This is a genomic window from Paracoccus liaowanqingii, assembly GCF_004683865.2.
Classification (GTDB): Bacteria; Pseudomonadota; Alphaproteobacteria; order Rhodobacterales; family Rhodobacteraceae; genus Paracoccus; species Paracoccus liaowanqingii.
In genome coordinates, this window is record NZ_CP038439.1 from 1010033 (window position 1) to 1035599 (window position 25567).

The 25567-nt window shown below is 69.3% G+C and carries 20 protein-coding genes and 1 pseudogene; 11 read left to right on the forward strand and 10 right to left on the reverse strand.

The features are described 5' to 3' along the window. Positions 1-37: 37 nt before the first annotated feature. Positions 38-1015 carry a choline ABC transporter substrate-binding protein gene (gene choX / locus E4191_RS04855; protein ID WP_407947048.1) on the reverse strand — a complete coding sequence of 326 codons (978 nt, stop codon included), beginning with the start codon at positions 1013-1015 and terminating at the stop codon, positions 38-40. 90 nt (positions 1016-1105) lie between these two features. Between choX and betI the strand changes: the two genes are divergently transcribed. The 3 genes from betI to betA are packed head-to-tail and all read left to right on the forward strand — an operon-like array spanning position 1106 to position 4747. Next, positions 1106-1672 carry a transcriptional regulator BetI gene (gene betI / locus E4191_RS04860; protein WP_135312399.1) on the forward strand — a complete coding sequence of 189 codons (567 nt, stop codon included), beginning with the start codon at positions 1106-1108 and terminating at the stop codon, positions 1670-1672. Continuing rightward, positions 1669-3114 (forward strand): betaine-aldehyde dehydrogenase, encoded by a 1446-nt coding sequence (gene betB / locus E4191_RS04865; RefSeq protein ID WP_135312400.1) that lies wholly within the window; start codon positions 1669-1671, stop codon positions 3112-3114. The genes betI and betB overlap by 4 nt, the downstream gene beginning before the upstream one ends. After that, positions 3101-4747, forward strand: a complete 1647-nt coding sequence (gene betA / locus E4191_RS04870) for a choline dehydrogenase (protein ID WP_135312401.1) — start codon at positions 3101-3103, stop codon at positions 4745-4747. Before betB ends, betA begins: the two co-directional genes overlap by 14 nt. Before the next feature lie 32 nt (positions 4748-4779). Here the strand turns inward: betA and metH are convergent, their stop codons facing one another. The 8 genes from metH to E4191_RS04910 all read right to left on the reverse strand — a co-directional run bounded on the left by metH (position 4780) and on the right by E4191_RS04910 (position 14738). Next, on the reverse strand, positions 4780-7503 hold the full coding sequence (metH, locus tag E4191_RS04875) for a methionine synthase (protein ID WP_135312402.1): 2724 nt from the start codon (positions 7501-7503) through the stop codon (positions 4780-4782). Next, entirely contained in the window at positions 7496-8533 is a 1038-nt protein-coding gene (locus E4191_RS04880) for a homocysteine S-methyltransferase family protein (protein ID WP_135312403.1), read from the reverse strand. The genes metH and E4191_RS04880 overlap by 8 nt, the downstream gene beginning before the upstream one ends. Positions 8534-8706: 173 nt before the next feature. Further along, positions 8707-9750, reverse strand: a complete 1044-nt coding sequence (locus E4191_RS04885) for an extracellular solute-binding protein (RefSeq protein ID WP_135312404.1) — start codon at positions 9748-9750, stop codon at positions 8707-8709. Between the two features lie 92 nt (positions 9751-9842). Further along, the gene (locus tag E4191_RS04890; RefSeq protein ID WP_135312405.1) at positions 9843-10586 is read right to left on the reverse strand and encodes an SDR family NAD(P)-dependent oxidoreductase; all 744 of its coding nucleotides are present in this window, start codon (positions 10584-10586) and stop codon (positions 9843-9845) included. A gap of 87 nt (positions 10587-10673) precedes the next feature. Then, positions 10674-11558: a polyphosphate kinase 2 gene (gene ppk2, locus E4191_RS04895; protein ID WP_135312406.1), complete on the reverse strand. Its 885-nt coding sequence runs from the start codon at positions 11556-11558 to the stop codon at positions 10674-10676. Between the two features lie 3 nt (positions 11559-11561). Further along, positions 11562-12488, reverse strand: a complete 927-nt coding sequence (locus E4191_RS04900; protein ID WP_135312407.1) for a homoserine O-succinyltransferase — start codon at positions 12486-12488, stop codon at positions 11562-11564. Between the two features lie 3 nt (positions 12489-12491). Further along, complete coding sequence (locus tag E4191_RS04905; protein WP_135312408.1) at positions 12492-13379, reverse strand: ATPase; 888 nt, start codon at positions 13377-13379, stop codon at positions 12492-12494. Positions 13380-13565: 186 nt separating this feature from the next. Next, positions 13566-14738 (reverse strand): outer membrane protein transport protein, encoded by a 1173-nt coding sequence (locus tag E4191_RS04910; RefSeq protein WP_135312409.1) that lies wholly within the window; start codon positions 14736-14738, stop codon positions 13566-13568. 207 nt (positions 14739-14945) lie between these two features. Between E4191_RS04910 and guaB the strand changes: the two are divergent. The 3 genes and pseudogenes from guaB to E4191_RS04925 all read left to right on the forward strand — a co-directional run bounded on the left by guaB (position 14946) and on the right by E4191_RS04925 (position 17847). Beyond that, positions 14946-16393, forward strand: a pseudogene (guaB, locus tag E4191_RS04915) (IMP dehydrogenase). A gap of 225 nt (positions 16394-16618) precedes the next feature. Continuing rightward, the gene (locus tag E4191_RS04920) at positions 16619-17350 is read left to right on the forward strand and encodes a cytochrome c oxidase assembly protein (protein WP_228461555.1); all 732 of its coding nucleotides are present in this window, start codon (positions 16619-16621) and stop codon (positions 17348-17350) included. After that, the gene (locus tag E4191_RS04925) at positions 17347-17847 is read left to right on the forward strand and encodes a CopD family protein (RefSeq protein ID WP_228461557.1); all 501 of its coding nucleotides are present in this window, start codon (positions 17347-17349) and stop codon (positions 17845-17847) included. The genes E4191_RS04920 and E4191_RS04925 overlap by 4 nt, the downstream gene beginning before the upstream one ends. A gap of 29 nt (positions 17848-17876) precedes the next feature. Here the strand turns inward: E4191_RS04925 and E4191_RS04930 are convergent, their stop codons facing one another. Next, positions 17877-18401: a DUF2231 domain-containing protein gene (locus E4191_RS04930; protein WP_135312410.1), complete on the reverse strand. Its 525-nt coding sequence runs from the start codon at positions 18399-18401 to the stop codon at positions 17877-17879. Between the two features lie 45 nt (positions 18402-18446). On the opposite strand from E4191_RS04930, the gene coxB reads away from it, so the two are divergent. From coxB to E4191_RS04955, 5 genes are all read left to right on the forward strand, one after another. Further along, positions 18447-19253 (forward strand): cytochrome c oxidase subunit II, encoded by an 807-nt coding sequence (coxB, locus tag E4191_RS04935; RefSeq protein WP_228461559.1) that lies wholly within the window; start codon positions 18447-18449, stop codon positions 19251-19253. Further along, positions 19250-21823 (forward strand): cytochrome c oxidase subunit I, encoded by a 2574-nt coding sequence (gene ctaD / locus E4191_RS04940; RefSeq protein WP_135312412.1) that lies wholly within the window; start codon positions 19250-19252, stop codon positions 21821-21823. The genes coxB and ctaD overlap by 4 nt, the downstream gene beginning before the upstream one ends. Then, on the forward strand, positions 21820-22128 hold the full coding sequence (locus E4191_RS04945; protein WP_135312413.1) for a hypothetical protein: 309 nt from the start codon (positions 21820-21822) through the stop codon (positions 22126-22128). Before ctaD ends, E4191_RS04945 begins: the two co-directional genes overlap by 4 nt. Before the next feature lie 81 nt (positions 22129-22209). Continuing rightward, the gene (locus E4191_RS04950; protein WP_135312414.1) at positions 22210-23358 is read left to right on the forward strand and encodes an RsmB/NOP family class I SAM-dependent RNA methyltransferase; all 1149 of its coding nucleotides are present in this window, start codon (positions 22210-22212) and stop codon (positions 23356-23358) included. Between the two features lie 68 nt (positions 23359-23426). Further along, entirely contained in the window at positions 23427-25541 is a 2115-nt protein-coding gene (locus tag E4191_RS04955) for a hybrid sensor histidine kinase/response regulator (RefSeq protein WP_228461561.1), read from the forward strand. The last annotated feature ends 26 nt before the right edge of the window (positions 25542-25567 follow it).

The following is a 25567-nucleotide window of genomic DNA, read 5'->3' on the forward strand; positions in this document are numbered from 1 at the left end:
GGCCCCGGCGCGGGTCTGCGCGCCGGGGCCCGTGGGGTCAGTCGGCCAGGGCCGCGCTCAGGGCCGAATGCGGGTCGTTGCCGTCGACGGTGGTCACGCCCTCCAGCCAGGCGGTCGCCGCATCGGGGTTGGCTTCCAGCCAGCCGCGCGCGGCGGCCATCGGGGCCTGCCCGTCGTTCAGGATCGCGCCCATCACCTCGTTCTCCATCGGCAGGGTGAATTCCAGGTTTTGCAGGAACTGCCCCACATTCGGGCATTCCGCGACATAGCCCGCGCGGGTGTTGGTGCGCACCTCGGCCCCGCCCAGGTCGGGACCGAAGATGTCGTCGCCGCCGGTCAGGTAGGTCATCTGGAACTGCGCGTTCATCGGATGCGGCTCCCAGCCCAGGAAGACCACCGGCTCGTCGCGGTCCGAGGCGCGCTGCACCTGCGCCAGCATCCCTTGTTCGCTGGATTCGATCACCTCGAAGGTGCCCGTCTCGAACTGGTTCATCGCCACCATCTCCAGCAGCAGGCGGTTGCCGTCATTGCCGGGCTCGATGCCATAGATGCGGCCGTCCAGCGCCTCCTGATGGGCGGAAAGGTCCGCGAAATCGGCGATGCCCAGATCGGCGCCCGCCTGGTTGGTGGCCAGCGTGTATTTCGCCCCCGTCAGGTTGGTCCGCACGGTGTCGACCGTGCCCTCGTCGCGATAGGGGGCGATGTCGGCCTCCATCGTGGGCATCCAGTTGCCCAGGAAGACGTCGACATCGTCGGTGGCCAACGCCGTGTAGGTCACCGGCACCGACAGGATGCGGGTCTGCGTGGTGTAGCCCAGGGCCTCCAGCACGGTCGAGGCCAGCGCCGTCGTCGCGGTGATGTCGGACCAGCCCACGTCGGAAAAGATCACCTTGTGGCACTGCTCGGGCTCGGCCGCCTGCGCGGGCAGGGCCATCGCGGCGCCGACCGCCAGGGTCGCGGCGATCCGCGACAGGATCGCGGGCCGGGCGGGGGGCATGGGCCGGGAAAGGGTCATGAAGGAGGCTCCCTGTTCTTGATTGGTCAGTCAATTAACGCTACATGGAAACGGCAAAGCAACAGAAATCCATCCGTCACAGGTGCGAACATGCCGAAACTCGGGGCCGAGCCTATCCGAAAAGCAGCATTAATCAACGCCGCCATCGTCGAGGTGGGGCGCGCGGGGTCGCTGGACGTGACCGTGGCGCAGATCGCGCGGCGGGCCGGCATGTCCCCGGCGCTGGCGCATCACTATTTCGGATCCAAGGACCAGATCTTTCTGGCGGCGATGCGCTTCATCCTGCGCAGCTATGGGCAGTCGGTCCATGACCGGCTGCCGGGGCAGGGCCCGCGCGGGCGGCTGGACGCCATCGTTCAGGCCAGCTTCGCGCCGCAGAACTTCCAGCGCGAGACGGTCAGTGCATGGGTGAACTTCTACGCGCTGGCCCTGACCTCCGAGGCGGCGGCGCGGCTGCTGCGGGTCTATCACCGGCGGCTGCGGTCGAACCTGATCGTGGCGCTGCGGGGCCTGACCGACCATCCCGCCCGCACCGCCGACACGCTTGGCGCGCTGATCGACGGCGTCTACCTGCGCGCCGTCCTGACGCCGGGGCCGACCGATGCGGATGCCGCCCTGAACACCATCATGACCTATCTTGAGGAGGCCCTCGCATGAGCCTTTCCGCCCAGCCCGCAGCCAGCCTGTTCATTAACGGCCAGCCCGTCGAGGGGCAGGGCGCCGCGTTGCCCGTCCGCTATGCCTATACCGGCGAGGTGATCGCCACGCTGCACGAGGCCACCACCGACCAGGTCGCCGCCGCCTGCACCGCCGCCCGCGCGGCGGGCCCGGCCTGGGCCGCGCTGGCCCCGGTCGAACGGGGCCGCATCCTGGGCCGCGCCGCCGCGATCATCCTGGCGCGCAATGACGAGCTGGCCCGGCTGGAGACGTTGGACACCGGCAAGCCCCTCTCCGAGACGCTGGTCGCCGACTGGCCCTCGGGCGCCGCGTGCCTGGAGTATTTCGCGGGGCTGGCGGCGACGCTGACCGGGCAGATGATTCCGCTTGGCGCGGACTGGGCCTATACGCGGCGCGAGCCCCTGGGCGTCTGTGCGGGCATCGGCGCGTGGAACTATCCCAGCCAGATCGCCTGCTGGAAGGCCGCGCCCGCGCTGGTCATGGGCAACACGATGGTCTTCAAGCCGTCCGAGGAAACGCCCTTGGGTGCCCTGAAACTGGCGGAAATCTTCATCGAGGCGGGGATGCCGCCGGGCGTCTTCAACGTCGTGCAGGGACGCGGCGAGGTGGGGGCCGCGCTGGTCACCAACCCCGACGTGGCCAAGGTCTCGCTGACCGGATCGGTGCCGACCGGGCGCCGCGTCTATGCGGCGGCCGCCGAAGGCATGCGCCACGTCACGATGGAGCTGGGCGGCAAGTCGCCCCTGATCGTCTTCGACGACGCCGATCTGGAGGATGCCGTCAGCGCGGCGATCCTGGCGAATTTCTACAGCTCGGGGCAGATCTGCTCGAACGGCACGCGGGTCTTTTTGCAGGAGGGGATCAAGGAAGATTTCCTCGCCCGTCTGGCCGAGCGCGTGACGGAGGCCCGCATGGGCGACCCGCTGGACCCGGCCACGACCCATGGCCCGATCATCAGCCCGGCCCAGGCCGAGAAGATCCGCGCCGCCATCCGGGCGGGGCAGGCGGCGGGCGCGCGGCTGGTCTGCGGGGGGGAGGGCGAGGGCGCCTTCATCCCGCCCACCGTCTTCGCCGAGGCCACCGACGACATGTCCATCGCCACCGACGAGATCTTCGGCCCGGTCCTGACCGCGCTGAGCTTCGTCGACGAGGCCGAGGCGGTGCTGCGCGCCAACGCCACGGGCTTCGGCCTGGCGGCGGGCGTCTTCACCCAGGACCTGACCCGCGCGCATCGCGTGGTGGCGGGGCTGGCGGCCGGGACCTGCTGGATCAACACCTACAACCTGACCCCGGTCGAGATGCCCTTCGGCGGCGTCAAGATGTCGGGGCTGGGGCGCGAGAACTCGGCCGCCGCTATCGAGCATTATTCGCAGTTGAAATCCGTCTATGTCGGCATGGGAGGCGTCGATGCACCCTACTGAGTCCACGACCCCCGCCCCGCGCGGCGCCGCCCCCGCCGATTACGTCATCATCGGCGCGGGCAGCGCCGGTTGCGCGCTGGCCTATCGCCTGACCGAGGCCGGGCGCCGCGTCACGCTTATCGAGTTCGGCGGCAGCGACATGGGGCCCTTCATCCAGATGCCCGGCGCGCTGTCCTATCCGATGAACATGCCGCGCTATGATTGGGGATTCGCCAGCCAGCCCGAGACGCATCTGGGGGGCCGCCGTCTGGCCACTCCGCGCGGCAAGGTGATCGGCGGGTCCTCCTCGATCAACGGCATGGTCTTCGTGCGCGGCAACCCGATGGATTTCCAGCACTGGGCCGACAGCGGGGCTGCGGGCTGGGACTATGCGGGCGTGCTGCCCTATTTCAAGCGGATGGAGACCTGGCACGGCGGCACCTCGCCCCTGCGGGGCACCGACGGGCCGCTGCACATCACGCGCGGCAAGCGCAAGAACCCGCTGTTCAACACCTTCATCGAGGCGGGCCAGCAGGCCGGGTGGCCCCGGACCGAGGATTACAACGGCGCCCAGCAGGAGGGCTTCGGCCCGATGGAGGCGACCATCTGGAAGGGCCGCCGCTGGTCCGCCGCCAATGCCTATCTGCGGCCCGCCAAGACATCCGGCCTGCTGACCGTCGTGCGCGGCATGGCGCGGCGGATCCTGTTCCAGGACAGGCGCGCCTATGGGGTCGAGCTGGAAACCAAGGGCCGGATCGTCACGCTGGAGGCCACGCGCGAGGTCATCGTCTCGGCCAGCACGATCAACACGCCCAAGCTGCTGATGCTGTCGGGGATCGGGGCCGCTGACCATCTGGCAGAGCACGGCATCACCGCCCTGGCCGACCGGCCCGGCGTCGGCGCGAACCTGCAGGACCATCTGGAGGTTTACATGCAGTACACCTCGCTGAAGCCGATCACGCTCTACACCTATTACAACCTCTTGGGCAAAGGCCGGGTGGGGGTCGAATGGCTATTGCAGAAGACGGGTCTGGGCGCGTCGAACCAGTTCGAAAGCTGCGGCTTCATCCGATCCTCGGACGCGGTGGACTATCCCGACATCCAGTATCACTTCCTGCCGCTGGCGGTGCGCTATGACGGCAAGTCGGCGGCCAAGGGGCACGGCTTTCAGGCCCATGTCGGGCCGATGCGGTCGAAATCGCGCGGCTCGGTGCGGCTTGCCAGCGCCGATCCGGCGGCGGCCCCGCAGATCCGCTTCAACTACATGTCGCACGAGGATGACTGGGCCGAGTTCCGCGCCTGCGTCCGGCACACGCGCCGCATCTTCGACGCCCCCGCCTTCGCCGAGTTCCGGGGTGCCGAGATCCAGCCCGGCGACGACGTGCAGTCGGATGCCCAGATCGACGCCTTCATCCGCGAGCATGCCGAATCGGCCTATCACCCCTGCGGGACGGCCCGGATGGGGGCGGCCAGCGATCCGATGGCGGTCGTGGACCCGGAACTGCGGGTGATCGGGGTCGAGGGGCTGCGGGTGGCGGACAGTTCCGTCTTTCCGCGCATCACCAACGGCAACCTGAACGGCCCCTCGATCATGACGGGCGAGAAGGCCGCCGACCATATCCTGGGCCGCCCGATGCTGCGCGAGGACGCGTAAGAAAGGGCCCGCATCCCTGCGGGCCCGTGCCGTCAGGCGGCGTCCGCGTCGGCGGCTGCCTGGCGCTTGGTATAGTTCAGGACCGGTGCCAGCCAGCGCTCGGCCTCGTCCATGGTCCAGCCCTTGCGGTCGGCATAGTCGCGGGCCTGATCTTCCTCGATCTTGGCCACGCCGAAGTAATAGCTGTCGGGATGCCCGATATAGAGGCCCGAGACCGACGACCCCGGCCACATCGCCATGCTTTCGGTCAGTTCCACCCCGGTCGCAGCTTCCGCGTCCAACAGCCTGAACAGCGTCAGCTTTTCGGTGTGGTCGGGCTGGGCGGGATAGCCCGGCGCGGGGCGGATGCCCGAGAAGGCCTCGCCGATCAGCTCGGCGGGCGTGTAGGCTTCGTCCGGCATGTAGCCCCAATAGTCGCGCCGCACCCGCTCGTGCAGCATCTCGGCCATGGCCTCGGCAAAGCGGTCGGCCAAGGCCTTGACCATGATCGCGCCGTAATCGTCATTCGCCCGCTCGTAACGGGCCGAGATCTCGGATTCCTCGGGGCCGGCGGTGACGACGAAGCCGCCCACATGATCGGGGATGCCCGCGGGCGCCACGAAATCCGACAGCGCCACGTTGGGCCGGCCGTTCCGCTTGGTGACCTGCTGGCGCAGCATGTGCAGGGTCGCCAGGACCTCGGTCCGGTCCGCGCCGGTGAACAGCTGCACGTCGTCGCCCGTGGCATTGGCGGGCCAGAAGCCCACCACCGCGCGGGGCTTGAACCAGCCGCCCTCGATGATCCGGGCCAGCATCTCCTGCGCTTCCTCGAACAGCTGCCGCGCGGCCTCGCCTTGGCGTTCGTCCTCCAGGATGCGCGGATAGACGCCCTTCATCTCCCATGTCTGGAAGAACGGCGTCCAGTCGATGTAGCGCGCGATCTCGGCCAGATCCCAGTCCTCGATCACCCGCGTGCCGGTGAAACTGGGCGCGGTCGGGGCATAGGCCGACCAGTCGATCTTCAGCGCATTGGCCCGGGCCTTGGCCAGCGGCAGCCGGCTTTTCGATGCCTCGGACCGCTCGTGCTTGTCGGCCACCGCCGCATAGTCCGCGCGGATGCCGTCGATATAGGCGTCCTTCTGCCCGGCATTCAGCAGGGACGAGGCGACGCCCACCGCGCGGCTGGCATCGGTGACATAGACCGCCGCCCCCTTGGTATAGCGCGGCGCGATCTTGACCGCGGTGTGGATCTTGGACGTGGTCGCGCCGCCGATCAGCAGCGGGATGTCCAAGCCCTCGCGCTCCATCTCGGAGGCCATGTGCACCATCTCGTCCAGGGACGGGGTGATCAGCCCCGACAGCCCGATGATGTCGACCTTTTCATCCCGCGCGACCTGCAGGATCTTCTGCGCGGGCACCATCACGCCCAGGTCGATCACCTCGAAATTGTTGCAGGCCAGCACGACGCCGACGATGTTCTTGCCGATGTCATGGACGTCGCCCTTGACGGTGGCCATCAGGATCTTGCCCGCCGTCTCGCGCTCGGTCCCGCCGGACAGGCGCTTTTCCTCTTCCATGTAGGGCAGCAGCACGGCCACGGCCTGCTTCATCACCCGGGCCGATTTCACCACCTGCGGCAGGAACATCTTGCCCGCGCCGAACAGGTCGCCCACCACGTTCATCCCCGCCATCAGCGGGCCCTCGATCACGTGCAGCGGGCGCGTGGCTGCCTGCCGCGCCTCTTCTGTATCGGCCTCGATGAATTCGGTGATGCCGTTGACCAGCGCGTGTTCCAGACGCTTCTCCAGCGGCCATTCGCGCCAGGACAGGTCCTTCTCGCGCTTGGCGCCCGTGCCGTCGCCCCGGAACCGCTCGGCGATCTCCAGCAGGCGCTCGGTCCCGTCGTCGCGGCGGTTCAGGACGACATCCTCGCAGGCCTCGCGCAGATCGGGGTCGATCTGGTCATAGACGACCAGCTGCCCCGCATTGACGATGCCCATGTCCATGCCGGCCTGGATGGCGTGGTACAGGAACACCGCATGCATCGCCTCGCGCACCGGCTCGTTGCCGCGGAAGCTGAAGGACAGGTTCGACACCCCGCCCGAGACATGCGCATGCGGCAGGTTCGCCCGGATCCAGCGCGTGGCCTCGATGAAATCGACGCCGTAGTTGTTGTGCTCTTCGATCCCCGTGGCCACGGCGAAGATGTTGGGATCGAAGATGATGTCCTCGGGCGGAAAGCCCACCTCGTCGACAAGGATGCGATAGGCTCGCTCGCAGATCTGGATCTTGCGGGCGCAGGTATCGGCCTGCCCCTGCTCGTCGAAGGCCATGACCACGACCGCGGCGCCATAGGCCAGGCACAGCCGCGCCTGTTCGCGGAACTGGTCCTCGCCCTCCTTCATGCTGATCGAGTTCACGACCGGCTTGCCCTGCACGCATTTCAGGCCCGCCTCGATCACCTCCCATTTGGAGCTGTCGATCATCACCGGAACCCGGGCGATGTCGGGCTCGGCGGCCAGCAGGTTCAGGTATTCGACCATGGCGGCCTTCGAATCGATCAGCCCCTCGTCCATGTTGATGTCGATGATCTGGGCGCCGTTCTCGACCTGATCGCGCGCGACCTCGAGGGCGGCGGCATAGTCGCGGTTCTTGACCAGCTTGCGGAACCGCGCGGACCCGGTGACATTCGTCCGCTCGCCGATATTGACGAAGGGAATGTCGGGGGTCAGCACGAAGGGCTCCAGCCCCGACAGGCGCAAATGACGATCAGGCATAGGCGGGCACCTTTCTGGGGGCGAAGCGGGCCACGGCCTCGGCAATGGCGCGGATATGGTCGGGCGTCGTGCCGCAGCAGCCGCCGACCACGTTGACCAGCCCGGCGCGTGCGAAATCGGCGACCTGGGGGGCGGTGTCCTCGGGGCCCTCGTCATACTGGCCGAAGGCGTTGGGCAGGCCCGCATTGGGATAGGCGCAGATCAGCGTGTCCGCCACGCCCGACAGCTCGACCAGATGCGGGCGCATGGCGGCGGCGCCAAGGGCGCAGTTCAGCCCGATGGTCCAGGGATTGGCATGGCGCACCGAATGCCAGAAGGCGGTGGGCGTCTGTCCCGACAGCGTGCGCCCGGAGGCATCGGTGATCGTGCCGGAAATCATCATCGGCAGGCGCTGCCCATGGGCCTCCATCGCCTCGAGGCAGGCGAATATCGCGGCCTTGGCGTTCAGCGTGTCGAAGATCGTCTCGATCAGGATGATGTCGGCGCCGCCCGCGATCAGCCCTTTGGCCTGCTGCAGATAGGCCACCCGCAGGTCGTCGAAGCTGACCGCGCGGTAGCCCGGGTCATTCACGTCCGGGCTCATCGAGGCGGTGCGGTTCGTGGGCCCGATCGCGCCTGCGACGAAACGCGCCCGCCCGTCCTCGGCCGTGGCGCGGTCCAGTGCGCGGCGCACCACCCGCGCGCCCTCGACGTTCAGGTCGTGGACGGCCTCCTGCAGCCCGTAATCGGCCTGCGCGATGGTGGTGGCGGAGAAGGTGTTCGTCTCGACGATGTCGGCGCCCGCGATCGCATAGCGGTAGTGGATCTCCTCGACCGCCTGCGGTTGGGTCAGGATCAGCAGGTCGTTGTTGCCGGTCTGCGGATGGTCGGAATGATGCCGGCACACATGGCCCGAGCCCTGCCCGGTGTAATCCTCCTCGGCCAGGCGCAGCTCCTGGATCTGCGTTCCCATCGCGCCATCCAGGATCAGGATGCGCTCGGCGGCGGCGGCGTTCAGGGCTGCGAAGGCGGGCGAGGGGGGCAGGGGCATGGGACGGCCTTTCCAAGGGAGCACCTCATATAGCCCCTGCACCTCCCATCGGCAAATTCATCCTTCTCGACAAGGTTATGAATCCCGCTCAAGTCGCAGCCCCTTCATCTTGGCGATAATATCCCGCGGGGGGTCCGGGGGGGCGCGAAGCCCCCCGGCCAACGCCGGTGTTCTCAGAACCCCGCCTTGATCTTCTCGAACTCCTCCAGCTGCCGCTGGCGCTGCTCGGGATCGTTGGGGGTCTGCGCCAGCACCGGCGCATCGATCTCGGACAGCCCCTCGGTCACGGCGGGCTCGTCCGCGATGGTCGCCATCGCCTCGGTCGAGGTGTGGCCATAGCCGATCGTCTCCAGCAGCGCCTTGGCGGCGGAGGGCTCCAGCCAGGCGTTGATGAAGTCATAGGCCTTGTCCTCGCTGCCCGGCCCGTCCTTCACGTTCACATAGCCGCAGGTGAAGGTCGACGACCCCTCGACCGGCTCGCGCTGAAAGCCCACCGGATAGTCGTCGGCCTGCAGATAGGTCACGCCGTCGTTCCACGACCAGGCGACATCCACCGCGCCCGAGGCCATCAGCTGCGCCTGCTCGGAGGGATCGGACCAATAGGCCGCGACATTCATGTGCGCCTCGCGCAGCCAGGCGGCGGCGGCCTGGAACTGCTCCTCGGTGACGCCGTCCCAATCGGTCACGCCGGTCGCCAGATAGGCCAGCGCCCAGACATCGTCCTGACTGTCGGGCAGCGAGGTGCGGCCCTGATACTTGGGCGAGGTGAAGACGTTCAGGCTGGCCACGTCCTCGGCCGGGACGGTCTCGGTGTTGTAGGCGATGGCGGTGACGCCCCAGTCCGTCGGGATGAACCAGACGCCCTCGTCGTCGCGGAACACCTCGCTGTCCAGGAAGCGCTCGTCGATCTTGTCGAAGTTCGGGATGCGCGCGGTGTCCCAGGGCTCGATCAGCCCGGCATCGCGATACTTGCCGACCATCTGGCTGCAGGGATGGATGACATCGGCCCGGAACCCCGAGGCGACCTTCTGGAAGGCCTCGTCGTCGTCGCCATAGAAGGAATAGGTCGGGCTGGTGCCATGCGTGTCCACATAGGACTGGAAGATCGAGGGTTCCTCGAACCCCGCCCAATCGAAGACGGTGAATTCGGGATCGGCGGCCAGCGCGGCTGCGGGCAGGGCGGCGGCGGCCAGGATGGTGGTTGTCAGCAAGCGCATGAAATCGGGCCTCTCTGGGATCGGTTTTTCATGACGCTAGACCCGCCCTTGCGCCCGCGCAAGCATTTCGCACAACCGCCGCGCGCGGATGCTCAGCGCATCCGCAATGCGCCGTCCAGGCGGATGGTTTCGCCGTTCAGATAGTCGTTCTCGACGATGACGGCCACCATCCGGGCATATTCCGACGGATCGCCAAGCCGCTTGGGAAAGGTCACCTCGGCGGCCAGGCCGTCCTGCACCTCGGCGGGCAGGCCCGCCAGCATCGGCGTGCCGAAGATGCCCGGCGCGATGGCGCAGACGCGGATGCCCGCGCCCGCCAGATCGCGCGCCAGGGGCAGGGTCATCCCGGCGATCCCCGCCTTGGAGGCCGCATAGGCCGCCTGTCCCTTTTGCCCGTCGAAGGCCGCGATGGACGCGGTGTTCACGATCACGCCGTTCCGGTCGCGCCCGTTCGCGGCCATCCGCTCGGCGGCCAGGCGCAGCACGTTGAAGCTGCCGATCAGGTTGATCTCGACGGTGCGGCGAAAGCTCTCCAGCCGGTGCGGCCCGTCGCGGCCGAAGGTCTTCTCGCCGATGGCGATGCCCGCGCAGTTCACGCAGACATCGATGCCGCCCATCACCGCCACCGCGTGATCCAGGGCCGCCGTCACGCTGGCCGCATCGGTCACGTCGGTTTTGGCAAAGCCCGCGCCGATGGCGGTTGCCGCCGCCTCGCCGGCGGCGTCCAGATCCAGCACCACGACCTGCGCGCCGCGCTGGCGGAAATGCGCGGCGGTCGCCGCCCCCAGGCCCGAGGCGCCCCCGGTCACGATGGCGCGGCATGTCGACAGATCCATCGGATCCTCCCTTGATGTCCCTGCCCGGGGTTGTGCCACGGGCGGGCGGCGGCGCCAAGGGCGGCGGCAGCCTCGGGCGGGGCGGCGTCAGTCGCGCAGCAGCTCGGGCCCGCCCGCGATCAGCGGGTCGCGCGCGCCGATGGCGTCACCGTCCTTGCCCGCGTAATCGACCGCGCCCAGGATCGTCTGGATCGCCGCGATCCGTGCCCGGCGCTTGTCGTCCGAGCGGATCAGCGTCCAGGGCACGATGGGCGAATGCGACCGTTCCAGCGTGTCGCGGATGGCCAGGGTATAGTCGTCCCACCGCACCAGCCCCTCGACATCGATGGGGCTCAGCTTCCACTGCTTCAGCAGGTCCTGCTCGCGGTCCAGGAAGCGGCGCAGCTGCTCGGCCCGGCCGACGTTCAGCCACAGCTTGACCAGGATGATGCCGTCATCGACCAGCGTCTGCTCGAAGCTGGGCAGCTGCCGAAAGAACGAGGCGCGCTCGGGATCGGTCGCAAAGCCGAAGACCCGTTCGACGACGCCCCTGTTGTACCAGCTGCGGTCGAACAGCGCGATCTCTCCGGCGGCGGGCAGCCAGTCGACATAGCGCTGGAAATACCACTGCCCCGCCTCGCGCTCGTTGGGCTTGGGCAGCGCCACGATGCTGGCCGAGCGGGGGTTGAGGTTCTCGCGCACGCGCTCGATCGTGCCGCCCTTGCCGGCGGCGTCGCGCCCTTCGAAGATCACCACCAGCCGCTTGCCGGTGGCGATCACGTCATGCATCATCCGCACCAGCTGCAGCTGCAGCGCGGCCAGATGCGCCTCGTAGTCGGATTTCGGCATCTCCGCGCGGTACGGGAAATCGGGGTCCAGGATGTCCTTGGACCCGGACTTTTCCACCGCCTTGCGGATCGGTGCCGGGGCGCCCGTCTTCAGATAGTCGCTGATCTTGCCGACCAGCGGCAGGTCCGGCTGCGTGGCGGTCATCGCTTAGCCCTCTCCGATGCGGGACATGTCGTACCATGTCGTCTGATAGATCTCGTTGATCCAGTTTCCATAGAGCAGATGCGCATGGCTGCGCCAACGGTTCGCGGGCATCTGCGCGGGATCGTCGCCCGGATAGTAGTTCGCGGGCAGGGTGACGGGCTTGCCCGCCGCCACGTCGCGGTCGTATTCCTCCTTCAGCGTGGTGCTGTCATATTCGAAATGGTTGAAGACATAGATGGCCCGGTGCCCCGGATCGGCCAGCAGGCAGGGGCCCACGTCAGGGCTGGCCAGCAGGGTGGTCAGGGCCGGGCGGGCATCGACCTCGTCCTGGCGCACCTCGGTCCAGCGGCTGACGGGGACCAGCACGTCGTCGGAAAAACCGCGCAGATAGGGCGAGGCGGGCGCCAGGTTGCGGTGCCGGAAGCAGCCGAAGGCCTTGGAGGGCAGGGGATGCTTGGGCAACCCGTGGAAATGCCAAGCCATCGCCATGCCGCCCCAGCAGACCCCGAAGGTCGAATGCACATGGGTCTGCGTCCAGGCGAAGACCCGGGCCAGCTCGTCCCAGTAGGTGACCTGGTCGAAGGGCAGATGCTCGATCGGCGCGCCGGTGATCACCAGCCCGTCGAACTTCTCGCCCGAGGCCTCGACCTCGCGGAAGGGGCGGTAGAAGCTTTCCAGATGGTCGGCGGCGGTGTTGCGGCTTTCATGGTCCGACATGCGGATCAGCTGGAAGTCGATCTGCAGGGGCGTGGCGCCGATGACGCGGGCGAACTGGTTCTCGGTCTGGATCTTCTTGGGCATCAGGTTCAGAAGCCCGATCCGCAGGGGCCGGATGTCCTGCGTCGCCGCCCGGCCCGGCGACATCACCATCACCCCCTCGTCCGAGAGGATGCGATAGGCGGGCAGGTTCTCGTTCAGCGTGATGGGCATGGGTCAGGCTTCCTTGCGCCCTGCGGCGGGGTCTTCCTTGCGCGAAAGGGCGCGGGCGATCAGGTCGGTGAAATCCTGCGGCGTGGCGACCCGGGCCACCTCCTCGGCCAGCACGGTGACGCCGCGCCGCGCCATCGCCGCATAGCGCGGCTGGCGATGGGCCAGCGCCCGGGCATAGGTCCAGCGGATGAAGTCGTCGGGATTGACCTCGCCGCCCTCCAGCCCCTTCTCGACGCGGTAGGCGATCCAGGCGCGCTCCAGGAATTGCGGCTGGTAGTACATGGGCTTGGGCGCGCGGTCGAAGCGGCGCACCAGCTCGGCCGTATGGGCATCGCTGCCCCTGATCCAGACCAGCAGCAGGTCCCGCTCCAGCGCGGCCAGCACCGGATCGGCGGGATCCTCGGGGTCCACCACCTCGCAGATCGACCCGCCGCTGTCGCAGACGAAATGCGGGTGGCCATAGATGTCGCGGGCGCGGTCCATGAAATGGCGGGTGTCCAGCAGCGAGGCGATCTCGGCCCGGCGGTGCTGGTCCTGGCGCGCGCAATAGGCGTCGAAGTCCAGCCCCCCGCGCGAGGGGCTGCCCGGCTTGCCCAGATAGGTCGACAGCGGCGCCAGGTTGTCGAAGGTGATGTTGCTGGCGATGTAGACGCTGTCCGACAGCAGCAGCTCGCGCAGGAACGGGACCTTCATCGCCTCGCGCTTGAAGTTGTCGGCGATGTATTCGCCCATGTAGCGGGTGCCGATCCGGTAATCGACCGAGTAGTGGAACCAGTCCCCCGTGCCCCGCAGGATCGAGGACAGATGCGTCTTGCCCAGGCCCGACATGCCGAACAGCACGACCCTGCGCGACGCCGCCGCCTGCCACTCCGCCGCGCTGCGATAGATCATGCCCCGTCCCCTCCTGTGCCGGCGCCCCTGACTAGTCCGCGCAACCGGCATTGGAAAGAGGCGCCGGCCACCCGCCGCGCATCCCGACCCGGACCCTCCCTCGGCCCGGCCTTTCATCTTGGCTGAAATATCCCGGGGGGTCAGGGGGGCTGGCCCCCCTGCCTGTCCTCTCAGTGCCTGTCGCGATCAGAAGCGATAGCCGATCCGCACCCCGATCCCCAGGGCGTCGCCGTCTTCCATCCGCGCCCGTTCCACGTCCGGCGTGCCGGTCTCGGGGCTGGCATCGCCCAGCTTGGTGTAGTTGATGCCGGTGGTCACGCGCAGCGGTCCCTGGTTGTAGATCGCGGCCAGGGTGATGCCCTTGCGCCCGTTCGTGGGCGCCAGCGGCGAGACCAGATCGTCGCCCGCCTTCTCGAAGGTGAAGGAGGCCGAGCCCGACCAGCTTTCGGTGAACTTGCGCCCGACGCCCAGGGTATAGGTCGTCGTGTCCTCCAACTCGACCAGCCCGCCGCCGGTGACGGCCACGAATTGCTGCGGATCGACGCGGAAGGCGCTCCACTCGACCCACCGGACCGAGCCGAAGACCAGCGTGTCCGCCGCGACGCCGGTCTGGAACTCCAGGTTCCAGCTTTCGGGCGTGGTGACGGTGGTGGTCGAACTGGCGTTCAGCAGCGGCACGGCGGGGATCGGGCCCGGCCCGTCGGGATCGACCAGCGGGCCGGTCTCGACCGTGTCGAACTCGTGTTCCACGTCCGAATTGTAGGTCAGCGAGACGCGGGCGCCGATCTCGGGGCGTTCCCATGCGACGCCGGCCACCCAGCCAAAGGCGGTGTTGGCGTCCAGATCGACGTTGTAGCCCGCGACCGGCCCGTAGGCCGCGCCGTCCAGCGTCACCTCGCCATCGGCCCGCGAGCCGCGCAGGCCGCCATGGACCGAGAAGGCGTTCTGGAACTGGTAGCGGCCCAGCGCGGTGAAGGTGGTCGAATCGACGCGCGCCGCGGTGCCGCCCAGCAGGACCGACCCTTCGGCCGACGGGTCGGGCAGCAGGCCGGGCTGCGACGGATAGAGGATGTCGGCGCCGAAGGGCTGCTCGACGATGATCGCCCCCGAGAAACTGGGCGTGAACTGGTGCTTGTAGGACAGGCCCGCGAAGCCGTAGCCCTGCGCCACGTCGCCGGTGCGGAAGCCCAGGACATCCGTGCCCTCGACGGTCGGATCGACGCCGCCGAAGCTCAGTTCGACATAGTTGCCCTCTTCGAACAGCGCGGCCAGCGATTGCGGCGCGCGTTCGATCCCCCCGGCCCAGACAGGCGCTGTGCCTGCCAGCAATGCGGCCATGCCTGTCAATGCGAATTTCATGTCGTCCTCCCTCAAGGCATATCGCCCTTTTCGTCACCTTATCGCCGATTATGCATGGATCAATCGCCCCGTTCATCTGACGCCACGTCCATGTCACGGCGGGTCCCGCACGTGGCGCGAATGCAACGGCCCCGGGACGGGCTGGACAATTCCCCCTGCCCGTGAAAGGGGAAACTGCCAAACGAGATTGCCGCAAGGACACCCGCCATGCAGATTCGTGAGGCCCTCACATTCGACGACGTTCTTCTGGTTCCGGCGGCATCCACGGTGCTGCCCTCGACCGCGGACGTGACCACCTTCGTCACCCGCGCGATCCGGATGAACATCCCGCTTCTGTCCTCGGCCATGGACACGGTCACCGAAAGCCGCATGGCGATCGCGCTGGCGCAGGCGGGGGGATGGGCGTCATCCACCGCAACCTGACGACCGACCAGCAGGCCGACGAGGTGCGCCGCGTCAAGCGCTTCGAAAGCGGCATCGTCTACAACCCGATCACGCTGACGCCCGACCAGACGCTGGCCGACGCCAAGGCCTTCCAGGACCGCTACAACGTCACCGGCTTTCCGGTCGTGGACGCGGATGGCCGCGTGCTGGGCATCGTGACGAACCGCGACATGCGCTTTGCCGACGACATGCGCACCCCGGTCCGCGCGATGATGTCGTCCGAGAACCTGGCGATCCTGCGCGAGCCCGCCGACCGGGCCGAGGCGATCAGCCTGATGAAGGCCCGCCGGATCGAGAAGCTGCTGGTGACCGACGCCTCGGGCAAGCTGACGGGCCTCCTGACGCTGAAGGACACCGAAAAGGCCGTGCTGAACCCCCAGGCCTGCAAGGACGATCTGGGCCGGCTGCGCGTCGCCGCCGCCTCGACCGTGGGCGACGAGGGCTACGAGCGCAGTTGCGCGCTGATCGAGGCCGGGGTGGATATGGTCGTCATCGATACCGCGCATGGCCATTCGGCGGGCGTGGCCCATGCCGTGGAACGCATCAAGGCCTTCCGCGGCGACATCCAGGTCGTCGCGGGCAACGTGGCCACCGCCGAGGCGACGCGCGCGCTGATCGGCGCGGGCGCCGATGCCGTCAAGGTGGGCATCGGGCCGGGGTCGATCTGCACCACCCGCATCGTCGCGGGCGTGGGCGTGCCGCAGCTGACCGCGATCATGGATGCGGCGGGGGCGGCTGGCGACATCCCGATCATCGCCGATGGCGGCATCAAGTTCTCGGGCGATTTCGCCAAGGCCATCGCGGCGGGCGCCAGCTGCGCCATGGTCGGCAGCGCCATCGCGGGCACCGACGAAAGCCCCGGCGAGGTGATCCTGTACCAAGGCCGCAGCTTCAAGTCCTATCGCGGCATGGGCAGCCTCGGCGCCATGGCGCGCGGCTCGGCGGACCGGTATTTCCAGAAGGATGCCGCCTCCGACAAGCTGGTCCCCGAGGGGATCGAGGGGCAGGTGCCCTACAAGGGCACGGCGGGCGCGGTGATCCACCAGCTGGTGGGCGGGTTGCGCGCCGCCATGGGCTATACCGGCTGCGCCACCGTGGCCGCGATGCGCACGGACTGCCAGTTCGTCCGCATCACCGGGGCGGGGCTCAAGGAAAGCCATGTCCACGATGTGCAGATCACGCGGGAATCGCCGAACTACCGTCTGGGCTGAGCCCGTCCGACAGGCGGGCCCGCCCCGACGGGGGTGGGGTCCGGCGTCCCATATCCCTGCGAGATATGCCAACGCCCGCCCGATCCCGTGCGGGCGTTGGCCATTCCCAATCGCCTTGCGCGGCGGGGCAGGGGCTTTTCGGCGGAACCCGCGCGGGAACAGATGGTTACCCCCACGGTTCCCGACGCGCCCGCGCCACGGCAGACCTCCGGATGACAGGGACAGATGATGACCGACGCAGCCATGACCTATTGCGGCCCCGCGCCCGTGCCCGAGCAGATCTGGCGCGCCTGGAACCTGGATCCGGTCCTGCTGGCGGCCTTGGCCGTGGCGGGAGGGCTGCTGTTGTGGCGCAGCGACCGCGAGGGGCGCACGCCCGCGCTGATCGCGATCGCGGCGCTGGTCGTGGCCTTCGTCTCGCCGCTCTGCGCGCTGACGGTGGCGCTGTTCTCGGCTCGCGCGGCCCATCACCTGCTGATCATCACCGTGGCCGCCCCCGCGCTGGCCCTGGCGCTGCCCCTGGCGGCGCGCCTGCCCGCCAGCCTGTCGCTGGTCGCGCTGTCGGCGGCGATGATCGCGTGGCACCTGCCTTCGGTCTATGCGGCGATCTGGTGGTCGGACGCTTTATATTGGGGCCTGCAGGCGGCGATGCTGCTGCCGGCCTGGGCCTTCTGGTCCGCTGTCCTGGCGCCGGGCATCACCGCCGAGGACGCCGTCGCCCGCGCCCTGCTGATCGGGGGGCTGGCCGGGATCATGGGCCTTCTGGGTGCGGCGCTGACCTTCACGCCGGGCATCCTCTACATCCAGCATGTGACCGGCGCCGCGCCTTGGGGCCTGCCCGCGCTGGCCGACCAGCAGCTGGCCGGGCTGATCATGTGGGTGCCGGGCTTCGTGCCGCTGGCGGCGCTGGCGGCGCTGATGCTGCGCCGGGGCTGGATGGCGGGGTTCCGGGCATGATGATCGCCTCGCTGAAGTACCTGCATCTGGCCGCGATGCTGTGCTGGTGCGCGTCGCTGATCGCGCTGCCCCTGCTGCTGAGCCTCTACGGCAGCACCTGGCGCAACAACGAGGGCGGCGAGGCGCGGCAGGCCCGCTATGCCGAGTTCCGGCTGATCACCCATTACGGCTATGTGGCCTTCGCCACGCCCGCCGCCGTCATCGCCATCGCGGCGGGGACGGCGCTGATCTTCGCGGCCCAGGTCTTCGACCTGTGGTTCGCGGCCAAGCTGGCGCTGGTGGCGGGCATGGCGCTGGTCCATGCCTGGCTGGGACATATCGTCCTGGTCTCGGCCGAACGTCGCGGCACGGGCTGGATGCCCTCGCCGCTCTACGCGCTGTTCATCGTCATTCCGCTGATGATGGGGGTGCTGTGGCTGGTGCTGGCCAAGCCGGACCTGGCGTGGATGGCGGACTGGCTGCCCGCCTTCATGCTGGCGCCGCGGGGCCAGGCATGAGGCGGTCGGATGACCGGGAGGCGCGGCACCTACTTGCTGCGCGTCTCCTGCTTGGTGCCGATCTGATAGTCGAAGACCAGCTTGCCGCCGTGCCAGCCGGTGATGCCGGTCATGCCCGCGCCCAGGGCCGAGATCATGAAGCCCCACGGCAGGACCGCGCCCACCGGGTCGTCCAGCCGGTAGCCCCAGTTCAGCCCCAGCACCGACAGCAGCATCACCGCCAGGATGAAATGCGTCCAGCTGGCGCTGCGGATGCGGATGCCGGGCACCATCAGCAGCTCGATCGTGCCGGTCACCCCGGCGATCACGCCGATGCCGAAGGCGACGCCCGCGGCCCACAGCGCCACGCGCGGCCAGAACTCGTCGCCCGTGAGCCAGTACATGCCGTCGGCACCGAAGACGGAAAAGGCCAAGGCGATGGGAAAGGCCACCATCATCGCATGCAGCGGATGGCCCGCGAAGGCGATCTTGCTCTCGGTGTCGCTGAAGGCGACATGCTCCTCGATCGGGTCGGTCAGCCGCCGGCGCTGCTTCCACGAATATTTCTGACGCATCGGAGATCCCCTCTGTTCCGCATTCACGGTCACAAGTCCGCGGCTTTGCTGGCGGTTCCGCTTCTGGCGGCCTGCAACGGTCCCCTCAGCACCCTGAACCCCGCGGGTCCCGCCGCCCAGCACGGCGCGCGCCTGTGGTGGGTCATGCTGGCGGGCAGCGCCCTGATCACCCTGCTGGTCAGCGTGATGCTGGTCCTGGCCATGCGCCATCGCGGCGACGGCGCCGTGGGCCGCGCCCCCGACCCGGCGCGCGAGCGGCACTGGATCATGGGCTGGGGCCTGGGCTTTTCCCTGACGGTGCTGACCGCGTTGCTGACCTTCGCGCTGTGGACCGGAGAGCGGATCATCACCCGCGACGACGGCACCCTGCAGGTGCAGGCCGAGGCGCAGCAATGGGGCTGGACCTTCACCCAGCCCGGCCCGGACGGCGCGCCGGTGCGGACCGAGGGGATCCTCTATGTCCCCGCAGGCCGCCCCTTCGACGTGGCGCTGACCTCGCAGGACGTGATCCACAGCTTCTGGGTGCCGCAGCTGGGCGGCAAGATGGACGCCATCCCCGGCCATCGCAACGTCCACCGGCTGAGCGCCGACCGTCCCGGCACCTTCGAGGGGCTCTGCGCCGAGTTCTGCGGCCTGGGCCACAGCACGATGCGCTTCACGGTGGTGGCCTATGATCCGGACGGCCCGCTGCCCTCCTTCGACAGCCAGCTCGTGGACGCCGTGACCTCTCCGGTGCCGCCCGACGACCTGCCCGACCAGCCTGCAACCGACCAGCCGACCCCCGACCAACTAGCGACCGACCCTGCCCAGCCCGCCACCGACCCGACCGACCCCGAGGAGCCCCGCCCATGACCGATGCCACGCAGCAGGGACCGGGCCGGGACGCGGGCGCGGGCGTCCTGCCGGACGGCACCGCCATCGAGGCCGCCGACATCGCCGCAAGCCCGCCGCAGCGCGCGCTGGTCCTGCACCGGCAGCTGGACAAGGTCTGGCGCGACCTGCCGGGCTGGCGCGGCTTCTTCACCTCGGTGAACCACGGCACGATCGGGCTGCGCTTCATGGCGACCTCGTTCGTGTTCTTCGCCATCGGCGGCGTGCTGGCGATGATGATCCGCGCGCAGCTGGCCACCCGCGACGGCGCCTTCCTGGATGTCGAGCTGTATAACCAGATCTTCACGATGCATGGCAGCATCATGATGTTCCTCTTTGCCATTCCCCTGCTGGAGGGGCTGGCTTTGTGGCTGCTGCCCAAGATCCTCGGCGCGCGGGACATGGCCTTCCCCCGCCTCAGCGCCCTGGGATATTTCTGCTATCTCTTCGGCGGCACGGTCATCGTGCTGTCGCTGCTGTTCGGGGTCGCGCCCGATGGCGGCTGGTTCATGTACACGCCCCTGACCTCGCGGACCTATTCGCCGGGCATCAATGCCGACATCTGGCTGCTGGGCGTCACCTTCGTCGAGATCAGCGCCATGGCGGCGGCGGTCGAGATCACCGTAACCATCCTGCGCTGCCGCGCCGCGCACATGCCGCTGACCAAGATGCCGCTGATGGCGTGGTACCTGCTGGGCACCTCCGTGATGATGCTGCTGGGTTTTCCGCCGCTGATCCTGGGCTCGATCCTGCTCGAGGTCGAGCGCGCCTTCGGCTGGCCTTTCTTCGACGTGGCGCGGGGGGGCAGTCCGCTGCTGTGGCAGCATCTCTTCTGGCTGTTTGGCCACCCCGAGGTCTATATCATCTTCCTGCCCGCCGCAGGCGCCCTGTCCACGATCATCCCGATCCTGTCGCGGACGACCATCCTGGGCTACGGCGCCATCGTCGCGGCGGTCATCGGGCTGGTGTTCCTGTCCTTCGGGCTGTGGGTGCATCACATGTTCACCGTGGGCATCCCGCACATGGCGCTGGCCTTCTTCAGCGCGGCCTCGGCGCTGGTCGCGGTGCCGACCGCGATCCAGATCTTCGCCTGGATCGGCACCATGTACGAGGGGCGCGTGACGCTGCGCCTGCCCATGCTCTACGTGATGGGCTTCTTCGCGACCTTCGTGATGGGCGGGCTGACCGGGGTCATGCTGGCCATGGTGCCCTTCAACTGGCAGGCCCATGACACGCATTTCGTCGTGGCCCACCTGCATTACGTGCTGGTCGGCGGCTTCGTCTTCCCGATGCTGGCCGCCGTCAGCTACTGGATGCCGCTGATCAGCGGGCGCTGGCGCGTGGCGGGCCTGGGCGAGGCTGCGTTCTGGCTGATCCTGATCGGTTTCCACGGCACCTTCTTCCTCATGCACCTGACCGGCCTTCTGGGCATGCCGCGCCGCGTGGCCACTTATCCGGGCGATCCGGAATGGGAATGGCTGAACCTGATCTCGTCGATCTTCGGGATGGTGCAGGCGGCGGGCTTCGCGCTGTTCGCCTTCGACATCGTGATGCAATGGCTGTTCGGGCGGCGCAGCTGGCGCAACCCGTGGAAGGCGCCGACCCTGGACTGGGCGATGCCGCTGCCCGCGCCCTCCTACAACTTCGCATCCTTGCCCGGACCGCGCCAGCCCGATGCGGATGCGATCCTGCCGCTGGCGCGGGGCGAGGGGCTGCTGCCCGGCGCGCCGCGCGGCTGGCGCGAGACCTTGGTCGTCGAGCCCGGCAGCGGGCGGCCCCAGCATGTCATGGTGCTGGCCACCAACACCGCCCTGCCGGTCGCCACCTCGGCCGCGATCGGCAGCTTCTTCGCGATGATGCTGGCGGGGCTCTACTGGCTGGCGCCCCTGGGGATCCTGGCCACGCTGATCATGGCCTGGCGGTGGGGCGAGATCATGGGAACCACCACCGACCATCCCCCGGCCGAGGTCGCGCCCGGCCTGTCGCTGCCGCTGCACTGGCAGGTGCGCAACACCCTGGCCCATACCGGCGCGGTGGCTCTGCTGGTGGCGGATGCGACGCTCTACGCCTCGCTGCTGTTCGGGGTGGGCTTCCTAACCGTCGTGGCGCCCGGCTGGCCTGCGCCCGAGACGGGCTTCGGCCCGTGGATGCTGCCCTTGGCGCTGGCGGCGTTGGCGGCGATGGCGGTTTCCACCGTGATTGCGCATCTGGCCGAGGCGCGGCGTGACAGCGCTGCGCTGCGGGTCTGGACGCTGGCGGGCCTCGGGGCCGCGGGCCTGGGGCTGGCCCTGTTGGCGCCGCTGGCCCTGGGTTTGGACGATCCGACCCGGCACGCGCGCGATGCGCTGCGCGGCGCGGTGGTGGGCTTTGCGGTCGCCCATGGCGTGATCGCGGTGATGCTGGCGCTGCGCGCCCATGTCGACGCGGTGCGGGGCCGGATCGGCGGCGACCGGCGCGGCGCCCTGCCGGTCTGGCAGCTGTTCCAGAAGTTCTGGCTGGCGACCTCGATCGTCTCGGTGGCGCTGATCTGCGCGCAGGAGGTTTTGGCATGATCTGGATGGCACGCGTGCTGGCGGGCCCGGTGCTGTGGGCGGTCCTGTTCTCGGCCGTCTATGCGCTGCACGGGGCGGGCTGCCATCTGGGCTGGTCCGACCGGCCCCTGGGTTTCACCGACCTGCATCACGCGGCAATGTGGACGGTCTGGATCGGCGGCCTGCTGCTGCATGCGGGGCTGGTCGTCTGGATGCCCGCGGGGCAGGGCCGGGCGCGCTGGATCATCGTGGCGGGCACCTGGATCGGGCTCGTGTCCAGCGCCTTCACGCTGTTTCCGGTCATCGTCACCTCGACCTGCTTCTGACGGGGACGTTTGCGCGATTGAGGCGGGGCGGTGGGCCATGCTAGGCGGCACCAACCCCTGCCGCCCGCGAAAGGCCCGCCCATGACCCCCGCCGCCCGCATCGCCGCCGCCATCACCGTGCTGGACCAGATCCTGTCGGGCAGCCCGGCCGAGCAGGCGCTGCTGCGCTGGTCGCGGGCCAGCCGCTTCGCCGGATCGGGCGACCGCATGGCGCTGCGCGATCTGGTCTTCGGCGCGCTGCGGCGCCGCGACAGCCTGGCCGCGCTGGGCGGCGCGATGACCGGGCGCGGGCTGATGATCGGCCATGCGCGCCAGGCGGGCCTGGACCTGCCCGCGATCTTCACCGGCACGCGCCACGATCCCGCCCCCCTGACCGAGGCCGAGGCCGCCTCTCCCCCGCCCGGCGATCTGCCCGACGACCTGCCCGACTGGCTGCGCCCCGCCTGGACCGCCGCCCTGGGCCCGCAGGCGGCCGAGGTCGCCCGTGCCATGACCGACCGCGCGCCCCTCTGGCTGCGGGTGAACCTGGCTCGGACCGATCCCGCCCGCGCCGCCGCCGCCCTGGCCGACGAGGGGATCGACACCGACCCCGCCCCCGGCTTCCCCCAGTCCCTGCGGGTCACCTCGAACGACCGCGCCGTGGCCCGCTCGGCCGCCTATCGCGACGGCCTGATCGAGCTGCAGGATCTGTCGCCCCAGCAGGCCTGCGCGCTGCTGCCGCTGGCCCCGGGACTGCGCGTGCTGGACTATTGCGCCGGCGGCGGCGGCAAGGCGCTGGCCCTGGGCGCGCGCCAGCCCGGCATGACGATCACCGCCCATGACGCGCGGCCCGCCCGCATGGCCGACCTTCCGGCCCGGGCCGAGCGCGCCGGCCTGCGCATCGCCGTCGAGGCCCGCCCGCGCGGCCCCTTCCATCTGGTCGTGACCGACGTGCCCTGCTCGGGCTCGGGCACGTGGCGCCGCACCCCGGATGCCAAGTGGCGGCTGGACGCGGCGCAGCTGGACGAGCTGCTGGCGCTGCAGGCCCGCATCCTGGACCGCGCCGCGCCGCTGGTGGGGCCGGGCGGGCACCTGGCCTACATGACCTGCTCGCTGCTGCAGGCCGAAAACGACGCCCAGATCGAGGCCTTCCACGCCCGCCAGCCGGGCTTCGCGCCTGTCCTGCGGCGCCTCTGGACCCCGCTGGAGGGAGGCGACGGTTTTTATCTGGCCCTGATGCGCCGCACTTAACTCTCTCTTAACATTCGATAGGCTAATGCTGCGGAAAAGCCGCCGGACAGGGAGGGACGATGATTCGCATGCTGCAACTGGATGAACGGCTGGGTCTTCCGCGCGGCGCCATGTCCGCCTTGCCCCTGCTTCTGGCGCCCATGGCCCTGGGGGCGGCGGTGCTGGTGATGCGGCCGGGCTCTGCCGTGGGGGTGGGGGCGCTGGTCCTGTCGACCGTGGCGGTGGCGTGGTATCTGCTGGGCGGCCTCGTGACGCTGGCGCATATCTCGCAGGGGCTGGCCGCCCGCCGTGCGCTTCGCGCCATCCGTGCCGAGGTCGCGGCCTCCGCCGATCCGATCTGGCTCTCGGACGGGCGCGGGCATGTGCTCTACCAGAATTCCGCCGCCCACCGGGCCTATTCGGACCTGAACGGGCGGCCCATCCTGACGCTGATGTCCAAGCTGCGCGCCGATGCCGAAGGGCAGCTGGCCCAGCTGACCGCCCGCGCCATGCGCCTGGGCAATGCCGATCTGGACCTGGACCAGGGCCAGATCCTGTCGCTCAGCTGCCTGCCCGACGCGCCCCTGCAGGTCTGGTCGATCTGCCGCCCCGCCGCGGCCGTCATCGACGTGGCACCCGGCCACCTCGACGCCCCCCCAAGCGACGATTTCGACGCGGTGCCCGTCGCGCTGCTGCGCCTGGCCCCGGACGGGCAGATCGTCCGCGCCAATCCCGGCGCGCGCCAGCTGCTGGACGGGCTGCTGCTGCCCGAAGAAGGAGTGCAGAACCTGGCCGAGCTGCTGGAGGGACCGGGCCGGCCCCTGTCCGACTGGCTGGCCGATCTGTGCGCCGGGCGCGCCACGAACGGCTCCCAGATGCTGCGCCTGCGCCATGCCGAGGCGCGGCCTTTGGACATGAAGGATCACCACCTGCAGCTGACCCTGGCCCGCGACCCCTCCGCGCCGGGCCATCTGCTGGGCGTGCTGACCGATGCCAGCGCGCTCAAGACGCTCGAGGCGCAATTCGTCCAGAGCCAGAAGATGCAGGCCATCGGCCAGCTGGCCGGGGGGATCGCGCATGACTTCAACAACCTGCTGACGGCGATCATCGGGCATTGCGACCTTCTGATGCTCCGGCGCGACAAGGGCGATCCGGACTATGCCGACCTGGACCAGATCGGCCAGAACGCCAACCGCGCCGCGGCCTTGGTGGGCCAGCTGCTGGCCTTCTCGCGCAAGCAGACCCTGCAGCCGGAAATCCTGGACCTGCGCGACACGCTGGCCGACCTGACCCATCTGCTCAACCGCCTCGTGGGCGAACGGATGGGCCTGACGATCACCCATGACCCGGCGTTGTGTGCCGTGCGCGCCGACAAGCGGCAGCTGGAACAGGTGATCATGAACCTGGTCGTCAACGCCCGCGACGCCATGCCGCGCGGCGGAGAGATCACCGTGCGGACCGAGAACCTGCACCTGACCGAGGCGATGACCCGCGACCGCGTGACCCTGCCCCGGGGGCGCTATGTGCGCATCTCGGTCGCGGACCGGGGCTGCGGGATCGCCCCCGAGCATCTGGACAAGATCTTCGAGCCCTTCTTCACCACCAAGCGCACCGGCGAGGGCACCGGGCTGGGCCTGTCCACCGCCTATGGCATCGTCAAGCAGACCGGCGGCTTCATCTTCTGCGACAGCACCTTGGGCGAGGGGACGACCTTCACGCTCTATTTCCCCGCCCATGCGCATGCGGGGGCCACGGTCACCGCGCTGCCCCGCCCGAACCCGCGCGCAGCCCCGCATCTGCAGGCCGGTCCGCGCGCCACCGTGCTGCTGGTCGAGGACGAGGCCCCGGTCCGTGCCTTCGCCGCCCGCGCGCTCAAGCTGAAGGGCTACGAGGTGCTGGAGGCCGGATCGGGCGAGGCGGCCTTGGCCCTGCTGGAGGCGGACGACCGCAAGGTCGACATCTTCGTCACCGACGTGGTGATGCCCGGCATGGACGGGCCGACCTGGGTGCGCGAGGGCTGCCAACTGCTGCCCTCGGCCCGGGTGATCTTCATGTCGGGCTATACCGAGGACATCTTCGTCGACGGGCAGGTCCCGGTCCCCGGCGCGGCCTTCCTGGCCAAGCCCTTCACGCTGCTCGAACTGACGGGCCTGGTCGAGGCGAAGCTGGCCCGCCCCCCGGACCGGGACGCGCCCCGGCACTGAGGGATCCTTGCTGGCAGCCCCCGCCG

Coding starts and splice junctions, on each gene's coding strand:
- E4191_RS04930 (WP_135312410.1), bottom strand. CDS start 18,401: ATGCGTCAGAAATATTCGTGGAAGCAGCGCCGGCGGCTGACCGACCCG.
- E4191_RS04920 (WP_228461555.1), top strand. CDS start 16,619: ATGATGACCGACGCAGCCATGACCTATTGCGGCCCCGCGCCCGTGCCC.
- ctaD (WP_135312412.1), top strand. CDS start 19,250: ATGACCGATGCCACGCAGCAGGGACCGGGCCGGGACGCGGGCGCGGGC.
- betA (WP_135312401.1), top strand. CDS start 3,101: ATGCACCCTACTGAGTCCACGACCCCCGCCCCGCGCGGCGCCGCCCCC.
- E4191_RS04925 (WP_228461557.1), top strand. CDS start 17,347: ATGATGATCGCCTCGCTGAAGTACCTGCATCTGGCCGCGATGCTGTGC.
- E4191_RS04950 (WP_135312414.1), top strand. CDS start 22,210: ATGACCCCCGCCGCCCGCATCGCCGCCGCCATCACCGTGCTGGACCAG.
- E4191_RS04910 (WP_135312409.1), bottom strand. CDS start 14,738: ATGAAATTCGCATTGACAGGCATGGCCGCATTGCTGGCAGGCACAGCG.
- metH (WP_135312402.1), bottom strand. CDS start 7,503: ATGCCTGATCGTCATTTGCGCCTGTCGGGGCTGGAGCCCTTCGTGCTG.
- E4191_RS04890 (WP_135312405.1), bottom strand. CDS start 10,586: ATGGATCTGTCGACATGCCGCGCCATCGTGACCGGGGGCGCCTCGGGC.
- E4191_RS04945 (WP_135312413.1), top strand. CDS start 21,820: ATGATCTGGATGGCACGCGTGCTGGCGGGCCCGGTGCTGTGGGCGGTC.
- E4191_RS04885 (WP_135312404.1), bottom strand. CDS start 9,750: ATGCGCTTGCTGACAACCACCATCCTGGCCGCCGCCGCCCTGCCCGCA.
- E4191_RS04955 (WP_228461561.1), top strand. CDS start 23,427: ATGCTGCAACTGGATGAACGGCTGGGTCTTCCGCGCGGCGCCATGTCC.
- E4191_RS04905 (WP_135312408.1), bottom strand. CDS start 13,379: ATGATCTATCGCAGCGCGGCGGAGTGGCAGGCGGCGGCGTCGCGCAGG.
- ppk2 (WP_135312406.1), bottom strand. CDS start 11,558: ATGACCGCCACGCAGCCGGACCTGCCGCTGGTCGGCAAGATCAGCGAC.
- E4191_RS04880 (WP_135312403.1), bottom strand. CDS start 8,533: ATGCCCCTGCCCCCCTCGCCCGCCTTCGCAGCCCTGAACGCCGCCGCC.
- choX (WP_407947048.1), bottom strand. CDS start 1,015: ATGACCCTTTCCCGGCCCATGCCCCCCGCCCGGCCCGCGATCCTGTCG.
- betB (WP_135312400.1), top strand. CDS start 1,669: ATGAGCCTTTCCGCCCAGCCCGCAGCCAGCCTGTTCATTAACGGCCAG.
- betI (WP_135312399.1), top strand. CDS start 1,106: ATGCCGAAACTCGGGGCCGAGCCTATCCGAAAAGCAGCATTAATCAAC.
- E4191_RS04900 (WP_135312407.1), bottom strand. CDS start 12,488: ATGCCCATCACGCTGAACGAGAACCTGCCCGCCTATCGCATCCTCTCG.